Origin of the sequence: Halomonas sp. OfavH-34-E (genome assembly GCF_024124525.1) — a bacterium.
GTDB classification, from domain to species: domain Bacteria; phylum Pseudomonadota; class Gammaproteobacteria; order Pseudomonadales; family Halomonadaceae; genus Halomonas; species Halomonas litopenaei.
Map to the genome: position 1 here is coordinate 1 of NZ_JAMXRY010000070.1, position 19,758 is coordinate 19,758.

A 19,758-nucleotide genomic window follows, 5' to 3' on the forward strand; every position below is an offset into this window, starting at 1 on the left:
GCCAGCTTCCGATATGAGCTGATGGAGTCGGTCAAGGCGCCGTTCCGCCCACACATACAAGGCGTCTTCGCTGTCTGGCTGGAGCGCCAGCAGGCCGAGGGAGGTGGCGATGAGTGACACCATGCTGTTGGGTGCTTTGCGGGCTCCTGTCGATGACCGAGACGACATACAGCTGATGCAGCTGGTCGCCTGCGCGAGGGAGGCCGCCGATAGGATCGAGCGAGATGCCGCCGAGCTGCAACGACTCCGCGAGACGGCATCCCTGACAGGCATCAACCGCGTCCGCCTGTCCTCCAACGAATACCTCAACGCTGATGGGTCCGTTCGTCAGGTCGATCAGATCGAGGTCCACATGATGGACATGTGGCTGCGAAAAGACATCACCTGCGCCCGTGACGTCCATCTCGCCGAGCGGCTGTCCGATGAGGCTGGCATGGTGCTGGAGGATGCGCGCGAGGGCGCCAATGCTCCGCAGCCACTGTCCCCAGACGAACAACTCGAGTTCGCCGAGAGCCTGGCGATATTCGCCGAAGACTGACACGCCGCCCTCGAGGCGGCTTTCTTTTGCGCGGGAGGGTGTATGCAGAAGGTGCTTCTGACCTACAACGAGGCCGCCGAAATGCTTGGCGTCAGCCACTGGACGGTACGGCGCTGGGCGAACCAGGGGGCGCTGCGAACCGTGAGCAGCGGCAAGGGCCGGAAAGTGACCCTGGGGAGCATTCGTCGACTGGCTGACCTTGACGCCGGCGCACCAGAGTATGACGCTCACAGTGCGCCCGGCGTGCAGAAAATGGAGAAGACTGCATGCCACACAGAAGGAAGGGGTCACCGTACTGGTGGGCCTCATACCAAGAACGCGGCCAAAGAGTTAGACGCTCTACTGGCTCAACGGACCTGAACGAGGCCAAGGCGATCGAATCCAAGTGGCGATCGCAGGCCCACAGAGAACAGCACTGGGAGGTAAAGCCACCGCGGCTGTTCGAGGAAGTGATGCTGGAATACCTGCGCGGGTCGGAGCACTTGCGCAGCCTGGAGACCTTGAAGCGGCAGACGAAGAACCTGCTGGCTTTCTTCAAGGGCAGGGAGGTCAACGGACTGACCGGCCAGGACATCAAGGCCTACTGCCGGCAGCGGAAAGACCAGGGGCGAGCGAACGCCACGATCAACCGCGAACTGGCGGCCCTGTCCTCGGCCATCAATCACTGCAATCGTGAATGGGAGTGGGATCTACCGAACCCAGTGAAGGGCAGGATGCTGCGGGAGCCTCACCACCGGGAGCGGTATCTGACGAGAGCCGAGGCGGGGCGGCTGATCGCCGTGGCCCGGCAGCAGCGCAGCGGTGACATCCTCGCTGACTTTATCGAGGTGGCCGTCTACACCGGCTGCCGCCGCGGGGAGTTGCTCAACCTGGACTGGGCCAGGGTGGACCTGACGCGAGGAGTGGAGTCGATCACGCTCAACGCCAGGCACACGAAGTCGGGGAAGCCTCGCGTTGTGCCGCTGAACGCCAATGCGGCATCGGCAATCAAGAGGCGGGCGACCTGGCGTGCGGAGAACGCGCCACAGTCGCCCTGGGTCTTCGCCCGGCCAGGCGGTGGCCAGGTGAAGTCGCTGCGCAGTGGTTTCGAGAAAGCAAGCAAGAGCGCCGGCCTCGAGGATCTGCGCATTCACGACTTGAGGCATACCGCCGCATCATGGCTGGTGACAGACGGGGTGCCGCTGGAAGTCGTGAAGGAGTTGCTCGGTCACTCCAGCATAACGATGACGGAGCGATATGCACACCTGGCGCCACACCGGGTGAGGGAAGCAGTGAATCGGCTCGGTCACAATCCGGTCACACCCGAAAATCTAGTGCGCCGTGACAATGTGCTGGAATTCGGGAAAAGCTGAGGGAAATCAAGATGGTGCGGATGGGGAGACTCGAACTCCCACGCGCTAAGGCACTAGAACCTAAATCTAGCGTGTCTACCAATTCCACCACATCCGCACGCGGGGTAGGCGGGGCATATTTTACGTTGCCGGCCTGGCAAGTCAAACACTTCCGTGAGGTGCGCTCGCTTCGATCGAGTCAGGGCCCCGCTATCCGCCCGGACGCTGCGAGCGGCTCGGGGGCGGGGCTGAGGCTTGTGAGGTCGAGCTATGGCAGCGAAAGATGATCGGCGGCCTGATCGGCCAGTGCCCGATGGTCGCTGCCATCGAGGCGAGGAATGATGCCGAGGCAGGGCCCCGGCAGCCTGGCTTCCAGGTGATCGAGGTTGTCCCGGTAGAGGGTTTCATCTTCGGCGAAGCCGGGATCGACAAGGTTGCCGATCCAGCCGACGCAAGGGACGCCATCTGCCTTGAGGGCTTCGGCGGTCAGCAGGGCATGGTTCAGGCAGCCGAGTTTCAGTCCCACCACCAGGATCACCGGAAGCTGAAGGCGTGTGGCGAGCCCCGCCAGGTCCTCATGGTCGTTGAGCGGGACCCGATAACCGCCGGCTCCCTCGACCAGGATCAGATCACGGGGGAGCTCAAGGCTTCCCCCCAGCGTGTGGCAGAGCCTGTCGAGGGACAGGTCCACGCCGGCATAGCGAGCCGCCAGGTGTGGCGCGATGGGGGGCGCGAAGGCGAACGGATTGATGTCGTCATAGGGTACAGACGGCACGCTCTGGGCCTGCAGGGTCAGGGCGTCGATATTACGCAGTCCCTCGGCGGTGGACTCACACCCCGAGGCGATCGGTTTGAGACCGAGGGTGGTCTGGCCCTGGCGGAGTGCCAGGGCCAGCAGGCCGGAGCTTGCCAGGGTCTTGCCGGCGTCGGTGTCGGTGCCGGTCACAAAGTAGCTTGGCATGGCGAGTGCGGGATCCTGTGCTGCAAGTTTGGTGGCGGTGAAACGACGATGGGGCACCTCACTCAGGGGCGCGGTGGTCAGGCGTCAGCGGTCGAGAATCAACGTCAGCCGCTGGTAGGTCACCGGTAGTCCTTCGGGTCTGCGCAGGTATTCATAGCGGGCCCGCGCCTGTCTTATATCCTGACGGCTCAGCCGGGCGCCGGGACGGGCGACCTGGGCGCCGACGCCCTTGACCGAGGCCATCACGGCGTCCAGGTCCGGGTAGTAGAAGCGCTCGGCACGCTGCTCGAAGGCGGTGGCGGCCCAGCGGCGGGAAAGCACCGCGCGCCGGTGGTCGTCGAGGCTTGCGAAGTCCAGCACTCCACTGGCCTTGCCCGGTTGACGCCAGACCTGGCCGATCTCTGCCAGGGTGCCGGGCAGCAGGGTGTTGAGTACCGCCCGTCCCCCAGGCGCCAGGACGCGATGGAGTTCCGCCAGCACCTGCTCCAGGTCGGGACACCACTGGATGGCCAGATTGGATATCGCCAAGTCGAGACTGGCATCGGCCAGCGGCAGCGCCTGGGCGTCGGCGCAGACCCAGGCGCACGCCGTGGCGCGCGGATGAGGTGATGCCTCTTGTCGACGTGGCTCGGTGCCTCGGTCGTCCTGGGCTATTCGGTCCGGTGTCTGTTGGGTCGGTGTCTGTTGGGCCGGTGTCTGTTGGGTCGGTGTCTGTTGAACCAGTGTCTGGCGAGCCTGTGCCAGCATCGCCGCGGACAGATCCAGCCCCAGCACGCTGGCGTCAGGATAGCGCTCGGCTAGTCCTCGGGTCAGGTCGCCGGGCCCGCAACCCAGATCGAGGATCCGCTCGGCGTGATCTGGCAGGTGGGGCCACAGCGTCTCGGCCATGGCCATCTGGGCGCGCGCCAGTTCTCGGTAGCGCGGGGCCGCCCGCGAGAACGCCCGGGCGACCCGTCGCTGCCAGTCACCGGGTGTGGCATCGGGCGCTGCGGAGACGCCCCTCTGGTCCGGCGCGGCCGTGGCCGAGGCCGTGTCGCTGGAGCACGCGGGCTCGAGCTGGCGCTGCACAAGCGGAGCGTTCATGGCGTCACCTCGTCAAACCCCTGGGCTTCGCGGTCACCATAGTGAGGCCCGCGGCGGCTGGTGGGTGCCTTTCCTTTATCTAGCATGCGCAAGGCGTGGCGCTGAATCGCCTCGGCCAGACGGGCCGGCTGGCTCAGCATCGGGCAGTGTCCGGCGCCTTCGATACGCTCGTCCATGGCCGCGCGTACGGCAGGCGCCAGCAGGGGGTCCGTGGCACCGCACAGGGACGTGGCGGGGACGGGAGTTGCATTATCCGGCGCTTTGCCTGAGACATGGCCTGGCACGCCGCCAAGCAGGTCACCGGTATCGGCGCTTGCCAGGGTGGCGAGGCCCTGCTCCAGGGTGGCGTGATCGGCGCCGATGTCAGGCGTCAGCAGGCTGCGCAGCCGGCGCAGGGCGTCACGGGGCGAGGGCTCGCCGGACAGCTGCCAGCGCAGGAAATGCTCTCGGGCCCTGGTCGGGTCGCGGCGGAAGGTGGCGCGAAAATCAGCCAGCGCGGTCGTTGTCACCCCGTTCGGGTGACAGAAGGCCGGGCCCATGCCGAGCAGCACCAGGCCATCGGGGCCGGGCAGGTGCCGGGTCAGCGCGGCGGCCTGCAACGCCCCGAGCGACCAGCCCACCCAGATGACCGGCTCGCCGTCGCGGGACGACAGGGAAGGCCCCATGGCCTTCGCCAGCGTCTGAATGTCAGAGGACGGGTGTGCCTGCTGCTGGAAAAGCCCCGTGTCTGCGTTTGAGGCGTCTGCGTCCGAGGCACCTGTGTCTGCAAGCGCGGGCCTGCCGCCCATGCCGGGCCAGTCGATGGCCTCCACCGTCACCGAGGTCCCCCAATGGCTCGCCAGCGGTGACCAGATTCTGGCGTCGATGGCCCAACCGGACAGCAGAACCAGCCGGATCATCGGGATGCCCCTGCGCAGGTGGCCGACTCCTGCTTCTGGCAGGTCAAGAGCGCCTCGAGCAGACGGTCGATGTCGTGGTCGTCATGGGCGGCGCTGAGGGTGACACGCAGCCTCGAGGCGCCGGCGGGAACCGTCGGCGGGCGAATGGCGCCCACCCGGATGCCGGCGTCGTCAAGCGTGCTGGCCCAGTCCAGGGTGCGCTGCTCATCGCCGAGCAGGATCGGCTGGATGGGGGTGGCCGACGCCATCAGCGGCAGCTTAAGGCTGGCGGCTTCGCGTCGGAATCGCGCGATCAGCCCATCGAGATGGCGGCGTCGCTCGGGTTCGCCGGCCAGTATCTCGAGAGACTGAAGCGTCGCTGCCGCCACCGGCGGGGGCAGGGCGGTGGTGTAGATGTAAGGGCGGGCGAACTGGATCAGATGCTCGATCAGGGCGTCATCGCCGGCGACGAAGGCACCGGCGGTGCCGAGCGCCTTGCCCAGGGTGCCGACCAGCACGGGGACCCGCTCGCAGCCCAGCCGTCGACCGACGCTACCGTCGCCGTTTTCGCCCAGCACGCCGATGCCATGAGCATCGTCGATCATCAGCCAGGCGCCGTGGCGCCGGCTGAGCTCGGCCAGGCCGTCGACGTCGGCGCAGTCCCCGTCCATGCTGAAGACCCCGTCGCTGATGACCAGGCGGCGGCTGGCGTCCGGCACCCGATCCAGCAGGCGCGCCAGGTCATCAAGGTCGTTGTGGTGATAGCGCCGTGAGCGGGCGCCGGACAGCCGGGCACCGTCGATCAGGGAGGCGTGATTCAGCCGGTCCTGCAGAAGATGCACGCCGCTGTCACAGAGCGCCTGTATCACCCCCAGGTTGGCCATGTAGCCGGTGGAGAACAGCAGCGCCCGGGGGCGTCCGGTGAGGCGTGCCAGGGCTTCTTCGAGTGCCTCGTGCACCGTGCTGTGTCCGGTGACCAGATGTGAGGCACGGGCCCCGGCGCCGAAGCGCCGCGCACCATCGGCGGCGGCCTCGGCCAGGCGCGGGTCAGCGGCCAGACCGAGATAGTCATTGCCGGCCATGTCGAGTCGCTGCGCGTCCTGCCGATGGACACGGCGCTGGCGCCAGCGATGCGCCTCGTGGCGTGCCTGGGCACTCTGGCGCAGGTGGGAATGCCAGTCTGCGCTCATGGGGTGGGCTCCTGGCAGTGATGCGCCGCACTAGCGCAGGGCTGGCAGCGGGCGCACATGGGGCTAGACCGCAGCGTCATAGAACTGGGCGCTGCTGGCTTCCCTGGCCTGGCGCTCGATCTGCCGGGCCAGGACCTGTTCGCGTTCGTCGTCACTGGCACAGGTGTCGCGACGTTCCGGATGCAGGCCAAGCTTGTCGAACAGCGCGCGGTCGCGCTCGACCTGTGGGTTGCCGGTGGTCAGCAGGGTGTCGCCGTAGAAGATCGAGTTGGCGCCGGCCATGAAGGCCAGTGCCTGGGTCGACTCGTCCATTTGCTCCCGCCCGGCGGACAGTCGCACGTGGCTCTTCGGCATCATGATGCGGGCCACCGCGATGGCGCGCAGGTACTCGATGGGGTCGAGGTCCTCGACGTCCTCCAGGGGCGTGCCGGGGACCTTGACCAGCATGTTGATCGGTACCGACTCCGGGTGCGGTGACAGGTTGGCCAGCTGCCTGAGCAGCCCCGCGCGATCACGGGCGGTCTCGCCCATGCCGAGGATGCCGCCGGAGCAGATCTTCATGCCGGCCTGGCGCACATTGCCCAGGGTGTCGAGGCGATCGGCGTAGCTGCGCGTGGTAATGATCTCGCCGTAGTACTCAGGCGAGGTATCCAGATTGTGGTTGTAGTAGTCGAGGCCGGCGTCGGCCAGCTGGTGGGCCTGGGCTTCGTCGACCATGCCGAGGGTCATGCAGGTCTCGAGCCCCAGCGCCTTGACCCTTTTCACCATTTCGATGACCACCTCGAGATCCCGCTGGCGCGGGCTGCGCCAGGCGGCGCCCATGCAGAAACGGCTGGCACCGGCATCGAGTGCGGACTTCGCCTGCTCCACCACCTTTTCGATCTCGAGCAGCTTCTCCTTGTCCAGGCCGGTGTTGTAGTGGCCAGACTGAGGACAGTACTTGCAGTCCTCGGGGCAGGCGCCGGTCTTGATCGACAACAGGGTCGAGACCTGAACGGCGTTGGCATCGAAGTGCTGGCGGTGGACGCACTGGGCCTTGAACAGCAGATCATTGAAGGGCAGGGCGAACAGCGCTTCGATCTCATCGAGCGTCCAGTCGTGACGGGGGGCGGCATCGGCGGCTAGGGTGGAAACTGTGGACGTCGAGTCGGCAGACATGGGTGTCTCGCTATGGTCAACTTTTTAAAATCGGATTGGTTGACGACAAGGATAAGTGGTGTGGCGAAGCTGTCAACCTGCGTGATCGGCAAGGTTGACCATGGCGTGGCGAAGCTGATGGCGGATCGCTGCCTGTTCTGCCTGGCGACCCTGGCGCCAGGGCCAGGGCCAGGGTCAGGGGAAGGGTCAGGGTCAAGATCGGGGCTCGCGGTGATTGCTGCGCCGGGTCCTGTGACCGTCCTGCTGTGTGATCCCTGCCGCCGAGGGCTTGACCTCAATCGTTGTCCCTGCGAGGGCTGTGGCGAACCCTTGCCCGGGCACCGCTGGCGGCGTCCGGCGGGTGAACGCCTGTGCGGTCGCTGTCTGGTGGAGCCCTTCAGCTTCCATGAGGTGCGGACGCCGCTGATCTACCGCGACGAGATCAGGCGTCTCGTCCAGCGCTTCAAGGCCGAGGCCCATCTGCCCAGCGCCCAGTTGCTGGTCGCACTGTTTCTGGAGGCGTCACTCGCGGGCGAGAATGGCGTGCCTGACGCTCTGATCGGGGTGCCACGTCATCCCGCCAGGGCCAGGCGCTTTGGCTTCGATCAGGGCCAGTGGCTGGCCTGCGAGCTGGGGCGTCGGCTCGGCGTGCCGGTGAGGCGGGCCTGGCGGCGTCGCGATGATCGCCCCCAGCATGAGCTCGGTTCGCGGGCCCGTCGTCGCATCGCGTCGGGTATGTTTGGTATCGCGTCAGGGCTGCCTCGGCACGTGGCGCTGGTCGATGACGTCATGACCACCGGGGCCACCCTTGAGCGGCTGGCGCAGGCCTGTCGCCGGGCGGGGGCACGCCGGGTAGACGCCTGGGCGCTGGCGAGGACGCCGCCACCCTGGCTCTGTTAAGCTCGGCGCCTCTCGCCTCGTTTGATATTTGTGCTTTTACCCGGAGCCCCCATGACCACGACCCCCACGCCCTTCAGTGAACTTTCTCCGCAGCGCGTGGTGGAGGCGATCGAATCACTGGGCTTGTGGCTGCCCGGCGAGCCCTTTGCGCTCAACAGCTACGAGAACCGCGTCTATCTGGTGCAGGACGATGACCGCAAGCGTTGGGTGGCCAAGTTCTACCGCCCTGACCGGTTGAGCGATGAGGCCATCGGCGAGGAGCACGCCTTCCTGCGTGAGCTCGACGATGCCGGGGTGGCGGTGGCGGCCCCCTGGCGCAACGACGCTGGCGAGAGCCTGCACCGGGCGGGGGGCTACCGCGTGGCGCTGTTTCCCCACCTGCCCGGCCAGGCGCCCGAGCTCGAGAACCCCGACCATCTGTTCGCCCTGGGTGAGCTGATAGGACGCGTGCACGAGGTGGGCCGGCGCGGCGAGTTCGCCCATCGCTGTCGGCAGGAGCCCCGCGCCATGGCCGAACAGGCTCGTCGCACGGTACTCGAGAGTCCCTGGTTGAGCGAGCGTCAGCGCAAGGCCTACGAGCGCATCTCGCAGCAGTTGATCGAGGCGCTGGCACCACCCGCGGGTGTCAGCGCACCCATGCAGAGGGTTCACGGCGACTGCCATATCGGCAATATGCTGGGGCGGGAGGATCGCTTTGCGCTGGTCGATTTCGACGACGCGATGATGGCGCCGGCGGTACAGGACCTGTGGATGCTGTTCACCGCCCAGGGGCCGGAGGAAAGGGCGATGCAGCTATCGGAGGTGATCGAGGGCTACGAGCAGGTGATCGATTTCGATCGCCAGCAGCTCGCCCTGATCGAACCGCTTCGCGCCTTGAGGTTGATGCGCCATAGCGCCTGGGTGGTGGCGCGCTGGAACGATCCGGCCTTTCCCCGGGCGTTTCCCTGGGTCGCCGACGCCGGCTACTGGGACGAGCACATCCGCCAGCTGGAGCATCAACGCCTGGCCCTGGCGGATTCCGAGCGCTGGCTGGCGGGTGGCTGACAGATGGGGTCTGGCGGACGCCGTGTGCTGTCCGCCATAGGTGGCGCTACTCGGACGGAGTGGTCTGGCTCGACGGGGTGGCCTGCTTGGTTTCGTTGTCGGCGTCTTCGCCACGACGTTCGGCGTTAAGCTGCGCAGACGGGTTGGGCATCTGCTCGATGGCCAGCGGTTCGGTTAGTTCTAGCTGAAACACGCGGTCGGCGTCCAGGCGGCAGCCGCCGTCATCGCAGGCGGCGATGCCGAACTGGCCATCCTCGTCATAGGCGCCGGCGATGAGTTCGCCGGAGTAGATGTGGCTTTCGCCGCCATCGGTCTCGACGCAGGTGAGGGCCTCGGTGGTGATACGCAGGCGTTGGCCATCGCGCTTGGCGTCGCCGACCAGCACGCAGTAGTGGGGCAGGTCGGTGCGTCCCTCGGCATCGGCGGCGGGCTTGAGCATGACATCATCGAGCCGCTGTCCGGCGGAGTCGAGGTCGATGCCTTCGATAATGCTGACATCGATGCGTGCCTGGGCGGGTAGCTCCAGGCTGTCCGCCATAGCGGGCGTCATGCTGGTCAGGGCGCTGAAGGTCAGAATGGCGACGAGGGGCGTGCTGGGCCGGGCAAGCAGGCGGCGAAGGGCAGGCATTGGCGATTCTCGCGATATGGCTGGCGAAATGCGGGCAACAGGACGGGTAGCTGCATGGAGACATGCCACCGACAGTGTCGCCTGGCACATGGACACCCTGATGACGATAGCACAGGGCTGTCGGGTGGACAGCTATCGCTCTCGTTGCGCGACACTCTGTCACGTACCTCGTCGCGACGGCGGCGGCAATCTCCTCAATCGGCCTTGGCAACGGGCTTTTGCAGCGGGCTGTCGCAAGGGGCTGTCGCAAGATCGGGTGTCGCGCCGATTTCTCGCCAATGATGGGGGGGACGGTGGGCAAAAACGCCAGGCGAACTGCGGAAGGCGACACGCTGCGGTAGACTATCGCTCACGCAATGCAAAAGCTATACTTCCAAAATTCTTTGTACAGGTTTTGTGGAGCCAGGCGGGCCGCCTGGTGTTCGCCCGAGCCGACGACTCCCCTGAAGGGCTGGATCATGACTGACGAACTCGCCAATCACTATCGACACATCATTGAGGAACTGGGCGAAGACCCGGAGCGAGAAGGGTTGGTGGATACGCCCAAGCGTGCTGCCAAGGCCATGCAGTTTCTCAACCGCGGCTACACCCAGTCGCTGGAAGAGATCGTCAATGGTGCGGTGTTTTCGTCCGAGACCGACGAGATGGTGCTGGTCAAGGACATCGAGCTGTACTCCATGTGCGAGCATCACCTGCTGCCCTTCATCGGCAAGTGCCATATCGCCTACCTGCCCAACGGCAAGGTGCTGGGACTGTCCAAGTTTGCCCGGATCGTCGACATGTACGCCCGCCGCATGCAGATCCAGGAGAATCTGACCCGTCAGATCGCCGATGCCGTGCTGCAGGTCACCGATGCCCGGGGCGTGGCCGTGGTGGTGGAGGCGCGACACCTGTGCATGATGATGCGAGGGGTCGAAAAGCAGAATTCCAGCATGACGTCCTCGGTGATGCTGGGGGCCTTCCGCGAGAAGCCGAGCACCCGTCAGGAGTTCCTGACGTTGGTCAACAGCCGCTGAGGGGCCGATTCTACGGCCGCCGCACGAAGCGCTGAAGCCGACGCTTTTCGTTTACCGCTTTCAAGCATGACGCACGGGAGGGGCCATGTCCCTGCATGTACTGGGTGACCAGCACCTGGATCACGACCTTGCCACCATCCGCATCAAGAACCTGCGGTTGAGGACCTTCATCGGCATCAAGGAGGAGGAGATCCTCAATCGCCAGGACGTGGTGATCAATGCGGTGATCCGCTACCGCGCCGACAAGGCGGTGGCGTTCAATCATATCGAACAGGCGCTCAACTACCGCACCATCACCAAGCAGGTGATCGCGCTGGTGGAGGAGAACCGCTTTCAGTTGCTGGAGCGGATGACCCGCGAAGTGCTGGACCTGATCATGAGTCACGAGCAGGTGCTGACCACCCAGGTGGAGATCGACAAGCCCCATGCGCTGCGCTTTGCCGACTCGGTGTCGATCACGCTGTCGGCCTCGAGGGCACCGCGGGATCAGGATTCGGTGAGTTGAGGCGACGGCTTCGAGTTGGCGATCGGCCAGCGGAACGCTTAGCATGAAAGCTATATGGTCGTCGCGCAGTCGCTGAAGCGTCGTCGCAAGTCAATGCAGTTTTCCGTCAAGCCCGAGCCAGGAGCCTTCATGAAAGCCCTTAACGACATGCCGCTGTTTCGCCCCTTTGCCTATATCGACGGAAGCTGGGTGGCGGCCGACAGCGGGGAGCAGATCGACATCGTCAATCCGGCCAGTGGCGAGACCATCGCCCAGGTGCCTCGCCTGGGTCGCGCCGAGACCGAGGCGGCGATCGACGCGGCCGACGCCGCCCTGCCGGCCTGGCGCGCGCTGACGGCCCAGGAGCGGGCAGACATCCTGATGAAGTGGTACGAGCTGATGCTCGAACATCAGGACGAGCTGGCCACCATCATGACCCTCGAACAGGGCAAGCCGCTCAAGGAAGCCGCCGGCGAGATCGTCTACGCCGCCAGTTTCCTGCGCTGGTTCGCCGAGGAAGGACGCCGGGTCTACGGTGAGACCATTCCGGCGGCCAAGGCCAACCAGCGTATCGTGGTGACCAAGCAGCCGGTGGGTGTCTGCGGCGCCATCACGCCTTGGAACTTCCCCGCCGCCATGATCACCCGCAAGGCCGGCGCGGCCCTGGCGGCAGGCTGCACCATCGTGGTCAAGCCGGCCAGTCAGACCCCGCTGTCGGCCACCGCGCTTGCGCTGCTTGCCGAGCGCGCCGGGGTACCGCGTGGGGTGTTCAACGTGGTGCCGGGGTCGGCCAGCGAGATCGCCGCGGCCCTGACCGAATCGCCGGTGGTGCGCAAGATCACCTTCACCGGCTCCACCGAGGTGGGGCGTACCCTGATGTCCCAGGCGGCCCAGCATATCCAGAAGATCTCGCTGGAGCTTGGCGGCAACGCACCGTTCATCGTGTTCGAGGACGCCGATCTGGACGCGGCGGTGGACGGCGCCATGGCTGCCAAGTTCCGCAATGCCGGCCAGACCTGCGTGTGTACCAATCGCTTCCTGGTGCAGTCCAGCGTCATCAACGCCTTCAGCGAGAAGCTGGCGGTGGCCATGAACAGCGAACTGACTGTCGGCGACGGCACCACCGAGGGTGTCAACATCGGACCGCTGATCGACGACAAGGCGGTGGGCAAGGTCAACGAGCATGTCCAGGACGCGGTGGACAAGGGTGCCGAGCTGTGGATCGGTGGCCACCCCCATCCGCTGGGTGGCAACTACTTCACGCCGACCCTGGTCAGCGGTGCCACCAGCGAGATGAAGGTGGCCCGGGAAGAGACCTTTGGTCCGCTGGCGGCGGTATTCCCCTTCGATGACGAGGAGGACGCCATCGAACTGGCCAACGACACCGAGTTCGGTCTGGCGGCCTACTTCTACTCGAAGGACCTGGGCCGGGTGTGGCGAGTGGCCGACGCCCTCGAGTACGGCATGGTCGGCATCAATACCGGCCTGATCTCCAACGCCGCGGCGCCCTTCGGTGGGGTCAAGGCCTCCGGCCTCGGTCGCGAAGGCGGGCACCAGGGCCTGGCCGAGTTCCTCGAGACCAAGTACCTGTGCATCGACCTCGGCGAGTAAGCCTCAGACTGCCGCCATCCTGCAGGTGGCGGCAGCGCGCTCAGCGATAGCACACACACAAGGGCCCCGACGCATGCGTCGGGGCCCTTGTCGTAGATTGGCGCTTAGATTGGCGGGCGGCTCCTGGGTGGGCCGGAACCGGCGGGACCTGGGGCCCCGCCGTGCCGCCACGCGACCGCGTCAGTGGCGGAAGTGGCGCATACCGGTAAACACCATGGCGATGCCGGCCTCGTTGGCGGCGTCGATGACCTCCTGGTCACGCATGGAGCCGCCGGGCTGGATCACCGCGGTGATGCCGGCGCTGGCGGCGGCGTCGATGCCGTCACGGAAGGGGAAGAAGGCGTCGCTGGCCATCACCGAGCCGGGCACCGAGAGGCCTTCGTCGGCGGCCTTGATGCCGGCGATGCGGGCCGAGTAGACACGGCTCATCTGGCCGGCGCCGACGCCGATGGTCTGGCCTTCCTTGACGTAGACGATGGCGTTGGACTTGACGAACTTGGCGACCTTCCAGGCGAAGGCCAGGTCACGCATCTCCTGCTCCGAGGGCACGCGCTCGGAGACCACTGTCAGGTCGTCGCGGGTGACCGTGCCCAGATCGCGGTCCTGGACCAGCAGACCGCCGGTGACGCGCTTGAGGTCGTGGGCCGGTGCCATCTGGCCGGGCCAGTTGGCGCTGACGTCGAGCAGGCGCACGTTCTTCTTCTCGGCGACGATGGCCTGGGCCTCGTCGCTGACCCCGGGGGCGATGATCACCTCGACGAACTGACGATCGATGATGGCGCGGGCGGTGTCGGCGTCCAGCGGCACGTTGAAGGCGATGATGCCGCCAAAGGCGCTGGTGGGATCGGTGGCGAAGGCCTTGTCGTAGGCCGCAAGAGCGCTCTCGCCCACGGCCACGCCGCAGGGATTGGCGTGCTTGACGATGACACAGGCGGTGTCGTCGAAGCTCTTGACGCACTCGAGCGCGGCGTCGGTGTCGGCCACGTTGTTGAACGACAGCGGCTTGCCCTGCAGGGTGACGGCGGTGGAGACGCTGGGTTCGCTGGCGCCTTCTTCCACGTAGAACGCCGCCTGCTGGTGGGGGTTCTCGCCGTAACGCATGGACTGCTTCTTGGTCAGCTGCAGGTTGTAGGTGCGCGGGAAGCCGTCCTCTGCGCCCTCGACCCGACGGCCAAGATAGTCGGCGATGGCACCGTCGTATCCGGCGGTGTGTTCAAAGGCCTTGACCGCGAGGTCGAAGCGGGTGGCCTGGGCCAGCGCGCCGCCGTTGTCACGCATCTCTGCGATCACCCGGTCGTAGTCGTCGGCGTTGACCACGATGCTGGTGTAGGCATGATTCTTGGCGCAGGCGCGCACCATGGTGGGGCCGCCGATGTCGATGTTCTCGATGGCGTCTTCCAGGCTGCAGTCAGGACGCGCCACGGTGGCGGCAAAGGGGTAGAGGTTGACCACCACCATGTCGATGGGCGCGATGTCATGCTCGGCCATGACCTCGTCGTCCTGGCCGCGACGCCCGAGGATGCCGCCGTGGATCCTGGGGTGCAGGGTCTTGACACGGCCATCCATGATCTCGGGAAACCCGGTGTGCTCGGACACCTCGGTGACGGCGATGGCGTTGTCGGCCAGCAGGCGGTAGGTGCCGCCGGTGGACAGCAATTCGACGCCCATGTCGGCGAGGGCGCGGGCGAAGTCGACGATACCGGTCTTGTCCGACACGCTGATCAGGGCGCGACGAACGGCGAGAGAGGAGGGCTGGGCCATGGGGATGTCTCTGTTGCGAAGGGAAGCGAAGGGCGCCTTGGCGCAGAAAAGGGAGCCGTGGGCTCCCTTGGGGTCGGGTCAGATCAGTTCGTAGTGCTTGAGCTTCTTGCGCAGGGTGCCACGGTTGAGTCCGAGCATCTCTGCGGCACGGGTCTGGTTGCCGTTGGTGTAGACGAGCACCGACGACAGCAGAGGCGCCTCGACCTCGGCCATCACCATGGCGTGGAGGTCGGTGACGGTGCCGCCGTCGAGATGGTCGAAGTAGCGTTCCATGGCGGCGAACACAGCCTCGCGCAGGGGACGTTCGTCACTGGCCTGCGGTGCGGAGGGTGCCAGGCCGTCGAGGCCACGCTGAGAGGTGTCGAGTTTGGAGGCGGACACCGACTGGTCGATGGGTTGCTGGCTGGTCATGCGGCACGGGTTCCATGGTGTGCCACGGCCCTGGCCACGCGCTCGGGGGCGCTGGCGGGGTCGTGACGAAAGAGTTCGTCGATAAAGTCGCGCTGGGCCTGGGTCGAGGTCAGGCCGTTGAAGGTGGCCTTGAGCTGGCGACGGCCATCATCGTCGAGGCGTCGATCGCTGGACAGGTACCAACCCAGATGCTTGCGCGCGATGCGCACGCCCATGTGGTCACCGTAGAAGGCGTGCAGGGCATCGAGGTGAGAGCCGAGGACGTCGCGTCGTTCCGCGTCGGAAGGCGCCGGCAGGATTTCGCCATGGCGCAGATAGTGGCTGATCTCGCGGAAGATCCAGGGGTTGCCCTGGGCGCCTCGACCCACCATCACCGCATCCGCACCAGTATAGTCGAGTACGCGCCGAGCCTTTTCGGGAGACGTGATATCGCCGTTGGCAAAGACGGGGATGCTGACCCTTGATGCCACCTCGGCGATGGTCTCGTACTCGGCTTCGCCCTGATAGCGTTGCTGGCGATGACGGCCGTGGACGGCCAGCGCCTGGATACCGGCATCTTCCGCCAGCCGGGCGATGCGCACCGCGTTGTTGGATTCGGCGCACCAGCCGGTGCGGATCTTCAGGGTCACCGGCACGTCGACGGCGGCCACCACCGCATCGAGGATCTCCGCCACCAGCGCTTCGTCCCGCAGCAGGGCAGAGCCCGCGGCCTTGTTGCAGACCTTCTTGGCCGGACAGCCCATGTTGATGTCGATGATCTCGGCGCCCTGTTCGGCGTTTAGGCGGGCGGCGGTGGCCAGCATCTCGGCGTCGCCGCCGGCGATCTGCACCGCCCTGGGGCCGGGTTCGCCCCGGTGGTCCATGCGCAGGCGCGACTTGCGGGTGTGCCACAGGCTGGGATCGGAGGTGACCATCTCGCCCACCACCAGTCCCGCGCCCAGGCGACGACAGAGCGCGCGGAAGGGGCGGTCGGTGACCCCGGCCATAGGCGCAAGGATCACCGGGCCGGCCAGCTGATGCGGGCCAATGCAGGTGGTGATGCCTGAATCTTGCTGTTGCACCATGGGGGATCTGGGATCGTGGTCTGACATGGGAGCTGCCGTCGTTCCGGGGCTGCATATCATACGCCTCGAAGCACCGTTGGTGAAGGCGTGTTCGAGACGTTTTAATGCGAAAGGCTGCCCGGTGACAGCCTCTCGTGGCGCGATGTTCAGTCCTTGGTGGGGCGCCGGCCGCTAAGCCGCACCCAGCCTTCACGGACTTCCGGCTCGTCCATGAAAAGTCCCTCGTGGCGGTAGGCGTCGATCACCTCGTCGGCCTGGGCCTCGAGGATGCCAGACAGCGCCAGGCGACCACCGTCGGCGACATGGCCGGCGATGGTCGGGGCCAGTTCCACCAGCGGACCGGCCAGGATATTGGCCACCACCAGGGTGAAGCGCTCCTCGCCCATCTGCTCCGGGTAGCGCAACGTCAGGCGCGACTCGTCGATGGCGTTGCGCTCGGCGTTGTCACGACTGGCGCTGAGCGCCTGCGGGTCGATGTCGGTGCCGATGGCTCGGGCGGCACCCAGCTTGAGTGCGGCGATGGCAAGGATGCCGGAGCCACAGCCGACGTCGAGCAGTTCGATGCCGTCGAGTTCGCCGTCGAGCGCCAGCCCATCGAGCCACTCGAGACACAGTGCGGTGGTGGGGTGGGTGCCGGTACCGAAGGCCAGTCCCGGGTCCAGATGCAGATTGACCGCGTCATCCTCGGGCGGCTGGTGCCAGCTCGGCACGATCCACAGTCGCTGACCCATGCGCAGGGGCTCGAAGCTGTCCATCCACTCGCGCTCCCAGTCGCGGTCATCGATCAGCTCGTGCTCGATGACCGGGCAGGGCTCGCCGGGCAGGGATTCGGCCCAGGCGGCAGACAGCCGCTCGAGCATGTCCGCCAGACCGTCGAGGTCATCGTAGAGACCGGTGAGAATGGTCTGGTCCCACAGTGGGGTGGTGCCCCGGTCCGGCTCGAACACCGGATCGTCGTGGGCGTCCTGCAGGGTGATCGCGGTGGCGCCTTCGGCCAGCAGCAGTTCCTCCAGCAGTTCCGCCTGCTGTGGTGGGACCTCGGCCTTGAGTTGAAGCCAGGGCATGGCGGTATTCCTCTTCGGTCTGGTGCAACGTCAACGGGGCGGCCTGGGCCGCCCCGTTGTCACGCTCTTGGTGCAAAGCCGCCGTGCTACTGCGCGAGCTTCTTCTCGAGGTAGTGAATATTGACGCCACCCTGCTGGAAGTAGCCGTCGCGCACCAGGTCCTTGTGCAGGTCGGTGTTGGTCTTGATGCCTTCCACCAGCAGCTCGTCCAGGGCGTTGCGCATGCGCGTCAGCGAGGTCTCGCGGTCGGCGCCCCAGGTGATCAGCTTGCCGATCAGCGAGTCGTAGTGGGGCGGCACCGTGTAGCCGGTGTACAGGTGGGAGTCCATGCGCACGCCGAGACCGCCCGGAGGATGGTACAGCGTGACCTTGCCCGGAGAAGGCATGAAGGTGCGAGGATCCTCGGCGTTGATGCGGCACTCGAAGGCGTGGCCGTTGAGCTCGACATCTTCCTGGCGGATCGACAGCGGCAGGCCGGAGGCGATGCGCAGCTGCTCGCGCACGATATCCACGCCGGTGACCATCTCGGTGACCGGGTGCTCCACCTGGACGCGGGTGTTCATCTCGATGAAGAAGAACTCACCGTCCTCGTAGAGGAACTCGAAGGTGCCGGCGCCGCGATAGCCGATTTCCACGCAGGCTTCGCGACAGGCTTCCAGCACCTTGGCGCGGGCGTCCGGATCCAGGCCCGGCGCGGGTGCTTCTTCCAGCACCTTCTGGTGGCGGCGCTGCAGCGAGCAGTCGCGGTCATACAGGTGGATGGCATTGCCCTGGCCGTCGGCCAGCACCTGAACCTCGACGTGACGCGGCTTCTCGAGGAACTTCTCCATGTACACGGTGCCGTCGCCGAAGGCCGAGTGGGCCTCGGTGCGAGTCACGGTGACCGCGGAGATCAGGTGGGCTTCGGTGTGCACCACGCGCATGCCACGTCCGCCGCCGCCGGCGGCGGCCTTGATGATCACCGGGTAGCCGATGCGCCGGGCGGTGGCCAGCAGCTCGCCTTCATCGTCGCCCAGCGGCCCGTCGGAGCCTGGCACCGTGGGCACGCCGGCCTTCTTCATCGCTTCGATGGCGCTGACCTTGTCGCCCATCAGGCGAATGGTCTCGGCGCGCGGGCCGATGAAGGTGAAGCCGGAGCGCTCGACCTGCTCGGCAAAGTCGGCATTCTCGGAGAGGAAGCCGTAGCCGGGGTGGATGGCGCTGGCGTCGGTCACCTCGGCCGCGCTGATCAGCGAGGGGATATTGAGGTAGGACTGGGCCGAGGAAGCGGGGCCGATGCACACCGCCTCATCGGCGAGCCGCACGTGCATCAGTTCGCGGTCGGCCTTGGAGTGGACCGCAACCGTCTTGATCCCGAGCTCCTTGCAGGCCCGCAGGATGCGAAGAGCGATCTCGCCGCGGTTGGCGATAAGAACCTTGTCCAACATGGTGGTGTCCGCCGAAAGTGAATGATCAGGGAAGACGCAAGTCTTCTCAGGAGATGACAACCAGGGGCTGGTCGAACTCGACGGGCTCGCCGTCCTCGACCATGAAGGCCTCGATCACGCCGTCACGATCGGCTTCGATCTGGTTCATCATCTTCATCGCTTCGACGATGCAGATGGTGTCACCCTTGCGCACGCTGGCGCCGACTTCCACGAAAGGCTTGGCGCCGGGTGCCGGGGAGCGGTAGAAGGTGCCGACCATCGGCGAGACCACGGCCTGGCCCTGGTAGCTCGGGCCGCTGTCGGCGCTGGGTGCGGGAGCTTCGGCCGGGGCCTGGGCAGGTGCGGCCGCCGGTGCAGCGGGTGCGCCCCAGGGTTGGGCGGCGGGTGCCGGCTGCCAGCTGCCACCCTGCGGATGACGGCTGATGCGGACCGATTCTTCACCTTCCTGGATCTCGATTTCGCTGATGTTGGACTCTTCCAGCAGTTCAATCAGCTTCTTGACCTTACGAATATCCATGACGTTGTCTCGATCGTGTGAAGTGTCTACCGGGCGCTGTAAACCCGGTCCAAGTCGTTAGAGATCGCGGCAAGATGGCGGCTCTTGGCGTCTCTATCGTGTCAGAATTCAGAGTAGTGCGGAGTTTGCCGAAAATTGCGAAGGTTGTCCAGCGAGGCCGAACGCTGTTCGCTGTCACCTTCACCCGCTGGTGGTAGCCGCCTGGGCGCCGTCGAGGGCGCGGCTGACTGCGGCGATATGGCCGGCCAGGGCAGCGGCATCGAGTTCGCCCTGGATACGTGCCTGACGAAGCTCCTGGTCCCCGTCGAAGAACAGAAGACTCGGTGGGCCGAACAGACCCAGATGGTCGAGCACCTCACGACTCACGGCGTTGGTGTCGGTCACATCGACGTCGATCCAGCGGAAGCCGGCGAGGGCCTCGCGTACCCGGGGGTCGGGAAACACCTCGCGCTCCATCACCTTGCAGGAAATGCACCATTCGGCGGTGACGTTGACGAAGGCGGGGGTCGTGGACTCGGCCAGGGCCGCCTGAAGCTGGCCCAGGCTCTCGACGATGCGATCGGGATGGGCCGCCTCGATAGAGCTGCTCGTCGCGCTCATGGGGCCGGCGGCCAGGGGGCGAAGGGGATCGCCACCGCCACGGGCGGCGCCGATGACCAGCGCGATGCCCCACACCAGCAGCACGATACCGGCGCCCTGGCGGACCCGCGGCC

21 protein-coding genes and 1 tRNA gene are annotated in these 19,758 nt (G+C 66.2%); 8 read left to right on the forward strand and 14 right to left on the reverse strand.

The genetic code is table 11. The annotated features are described in order from the left end of the window. Nucleotides 1–109 precede the first annotated feature (109 nt). From NH448_RS21195 to NH448_RS21200, 3 genes are all read left to right on the forward strand, one after another. Complete coding sequence (locus NH448_RS21195; RefSeq protein WP_253029401.1) at nucleotides 110–538, forward strand: hypothetical protein; 429 nt, start codon at nucleotides 110–112, stop codon at nucleotides 536–538. Nucleotides 539–580: 42 nt separating this feature from the next. After that, the gene (locus NH448_RS23735; protein ID WP_366078353.1) at nucleotides 581–898 is read left to right on the forward strand and encodes a helix-turn-helix domain-containing protein; all 318 of its coding nucleotides are present in this window, start codon (nucleotides 581–583) and stop codon (nucleotides 896–898) included. 92 nt (nucleotides 899–990) lie between these two features. Beyond that, nucleotides 991–1,890: a site-specific integrase gene (locus NH448_RS21200; protein ID WP_052704450.1), complete on the forward strand. Its 900-nt coding sequence runs from the start codon at nucleotides 991–993 to the stop codon at nucleotides 1,888–1,890. Between the two features lie 12 nt (nucleotides 1,891–1,902). On the opposite strand, the gene NH448_RS21205 is transcribed toward NH448_RS21200, so the two are convergent. From NH448_RS21205 to bioB, 6 genes are all read right to left on the reverse strand, one after another. Continuing rightward, nucleotides 1,903–1,987: transfer RNA gene (locus NH448_RS21205), tRNA-Leu, on the reverse strand. 150 nt (nucleotides 1,988–2,137) lie between these two features. After that, a complete protein-coding gene (gene bioD / locus NH448_RS21210) occupies nucleotides 2,138–2,830 on the reverse strand; it encodes a dethiobiotin synthase (protein WP_253029402.1) in 693 nt (230 codons plus the stop codon). A gap of 84 nt (nucleotides 2,831–2,914) precedes the next feature. Further along, nucleotides 2,915–3,913, reverse strand: a complete 999-nt coding sequence (locus NH448_RS21215) for a methyltransferase domain-containing protein (protein ID WP_253029403.1) — start codon at nucleotides 3,911–3,913, stop codon at nucleotides 2,915–2,917. Beyond that, nucleotides 3,910–4,812, reverse strand: coding sequence for an alpha/beta fold hydrolase (locus NH448_RS21220; protein ID WP_253029404.1), 903 nt, complete (start codon nucleotides 4,810–4,812; stop codon nucleotides 3,910–3,912). The genes NH448_RS21215 and NH448_RS21220 overlap by 4 nt, the downstream gene beginning before the upstream one ends. Then, nucleotides 4,809–5,981 (reverse strand): 8-amino-7-oxononanoate synthase, encoded by a 1,173-nt coding sequence (gene bioF, locus NH448_RS21225; protein ID WP_222569809.1) that lies wholly within the window; start codon nucleotides 5,979–5,981, stop codon nucleotides 4,809–4,811. The genes NH448_RS21220 and bioF overlap by 4 nt, the downstream gene beginning before the upstream one ends. Nucleotides 5,982–6,044: 63 nt before the next feature. Then, on the reverse strand, nucleotides 6,045–7,139 hold the full coding sequence (bioB, locus tag NH448_RS21230) for a biotin synthase BioB (protein ID WP_045993967.1): 1,095 nt from the start codon (nucleotides 7,137–7,139) through the stop codon (nucleotides 6,045–6,047). A gap of 60 nt (nucleotides 7,140–7,199) precedes the next feature. Between bioB and NH448_RS21235 the strand changes: the two genes are divergently transcribed. Together NH448_RS21235 and NH448_RS21240 are read left to right on the forward strand one after the other, a co-directional pair. After that, nucleotides 7,200–8,018, forward strand: coding sequence for a ComF family protein (locus NH448_RS21235; protein ID WP_253029405.1), 819 nt, complete (start codon nucleotides 7,200–7,202; stop codon nucleotides 8,016–8,018). A 51-nt stretch (nucleotides 8,019–8,069) separates the two neighbouring features. Beyond that, nucleotides 8,070–9,062 carry a serine/threonine protein kinase gene (locus NH448_RS21240; RefSeq protein ID WP_045993968.1) on the forward strand — a complete coding sequence of 331 codons (993 nt, stop codon included), beginning with the start codon at nucleotides 8,070–8,072 and terminating at the stop codon, nucleotides 9,060–9,062. Nucleotides 9,063–9,108: 46 nt separating this feature from the next. On the opposite strand, the gene NH448_RS21245 is transcribed toward NH448_RS21240, so the two are convergent. Beyond that, nucleotides 9,109–9,690: a hypothetical protein gene (locus tag NH448_RS21245; RefSeq protein WP_108132873.1), complete on the reverse strand. Its 582-nt coding sequence runs from the start codon at nucleotides 9,688–9,690 to the stop codon at nucleotides 9,109–9,111. Nucleotides 9,691–10,148: 458 nt separating this feature from the next. Here NH448_RS21245 and folE point away from each other — a divergent pair, with 458 nt between their 5' ends. The 3 genes from folE (at nucleotide 10,149) to NH448_RS21260 (ending at nucleotide 12,801) form a co-directional block, all read left to right on the forward strand. After that, nucleotides 10,149–10,706 (forward strand): GTP cyclohydrolase I FolE, encoded by a 558-nt coding sequence (gene folE / locus NH448_RS21250; protein WP_045993969.1) that lies wholly within the window; start codon nucleotides 10,149–10,151, stop codon nucleotides 10,704–10,706. An 85-nt stretch (nucleotides 10,707–10,791) separates the two neighbouring features. Then, entirely contained in the window at nucleotides 10,792–11,211 is a 420-nt protein-coding gene (gene folX, locus NH448_RS21255) for a dihydroneopterin triphosphate 2'-epimerase (RefSeq protein ID WP_045993970.1), read from the forward strand. 129 nt (nucleotides 11,212–11,340) lie between these two features. Continuing rightward, nucleotides 11,341–12,801, forward strand: a complete 1,461-nt coding sequence (locus NH448_RS21260) for an NAD-dependent succinate-semialdehyde dehydrogenase (protein WP_045993971.1) — start codon at nucleotides 11,341–11,343, stop codon at nucleotides 12,799–12,801. 180 nt (nucleotides 12,802–12,981) lie between these two features. On the opposite strand, the gene purH is transcribed toward NH448_RS21260, so the two are convergent. The 7 genes from purH to NH448_RS21295 all read right to left on the reverse strand — a co-directional run. Further along, a complete protein-coding gene (gene purH / locus NH448_RS21265; protein ID WP_108132872.1) occupies nucleotides 12,982–14,562 on the reverse strand; it encodes a bifunctional phosphoribosylaminoimidazolecarboxamide formyltransferase/IMP cyclohydrolase in 1,581 nt (526 codons plus the stop codon). A gap of 78 nt (nucleotides 14,563–14,640) precedes the next feature. Next, nucleotides 14,641–14,973, reverse strand: a complete 333-nt coding sequence (gene fis, locus NH448_RS21270) for a DNA-binding transcriptional regulator Fis (RefSeq protein ID WP_045993973.1) — start codon at nucleotides 14,971–14,973, stop codon at nucleotides 14,641–14,643. Further along, entirely contained in the window at nucleotides 14,970–16,037 is a 1,068-nt protein-coding gene (gene dusB, locus NH448_RS21275; RefSeq protein WP_083970531.1) for a tRNA dihydrouridine synthase DusB, read from the reverse strand. Before dusB ends, fis begins: the two co-directional genes overlap by 4 nt. A 146-nt stretch (nucleotides 16,038–16,183) precedes the next feature. After that, complete coding sequence (gene prmA, locus NH448_RS21280) at nucleotides 16,184–17,101, reverse strand: 50S ribosomal protein L11 methyltransferase (RefSeq protein WP_108132870.1); 918 nt, start codon at nucleotides 17,099–17,101, stop codon at nucleotides 16,184–16,186. An 86-nt stretch (nucleotides 17,102–17,187) separates the two neighbouring features. Then, nucleotides 17,188–18,528, reverse strand: a complete 1,341-nt coding sequence (gene accC, locus NH448_RS21285) for an acetyl-CoA carboxylase biotin carboxylase subunit (protein WP_045993975.1) — start codon at nucleotides 18,526–18,528, stop codon at nucleotides 17,188–17,190. Between the two features lie 46 nt (nucleotides 18,529–18,574). Next, nucleotides 18,575–19,045 carry an acetyl-CoA carboxylase biotin carboxyl carrier protein gene (accB, locus tag NH448_RS21290; RefSeq protein ID WP_045993976.1) on the reverse strand — a complete coding sequence of 157 codons (471 nt, stop codon included), beginning with the start codon at nucleotides 19,043–19,045 and terminating at the stop codon, nucleotides 18,575–18,577. A 180-nt stretch (nucleotides 19,046–19,225) separates the two neighbouring features. Continuing rightward, a partial coding sequence (locus NH448_RS21295; protein WP_253029406.1) for a thioredoxin fold domain-containing protein occupies nucleotides 19,226–19,758 on the reverse strand: 533 nt, incomplete at its 5' end.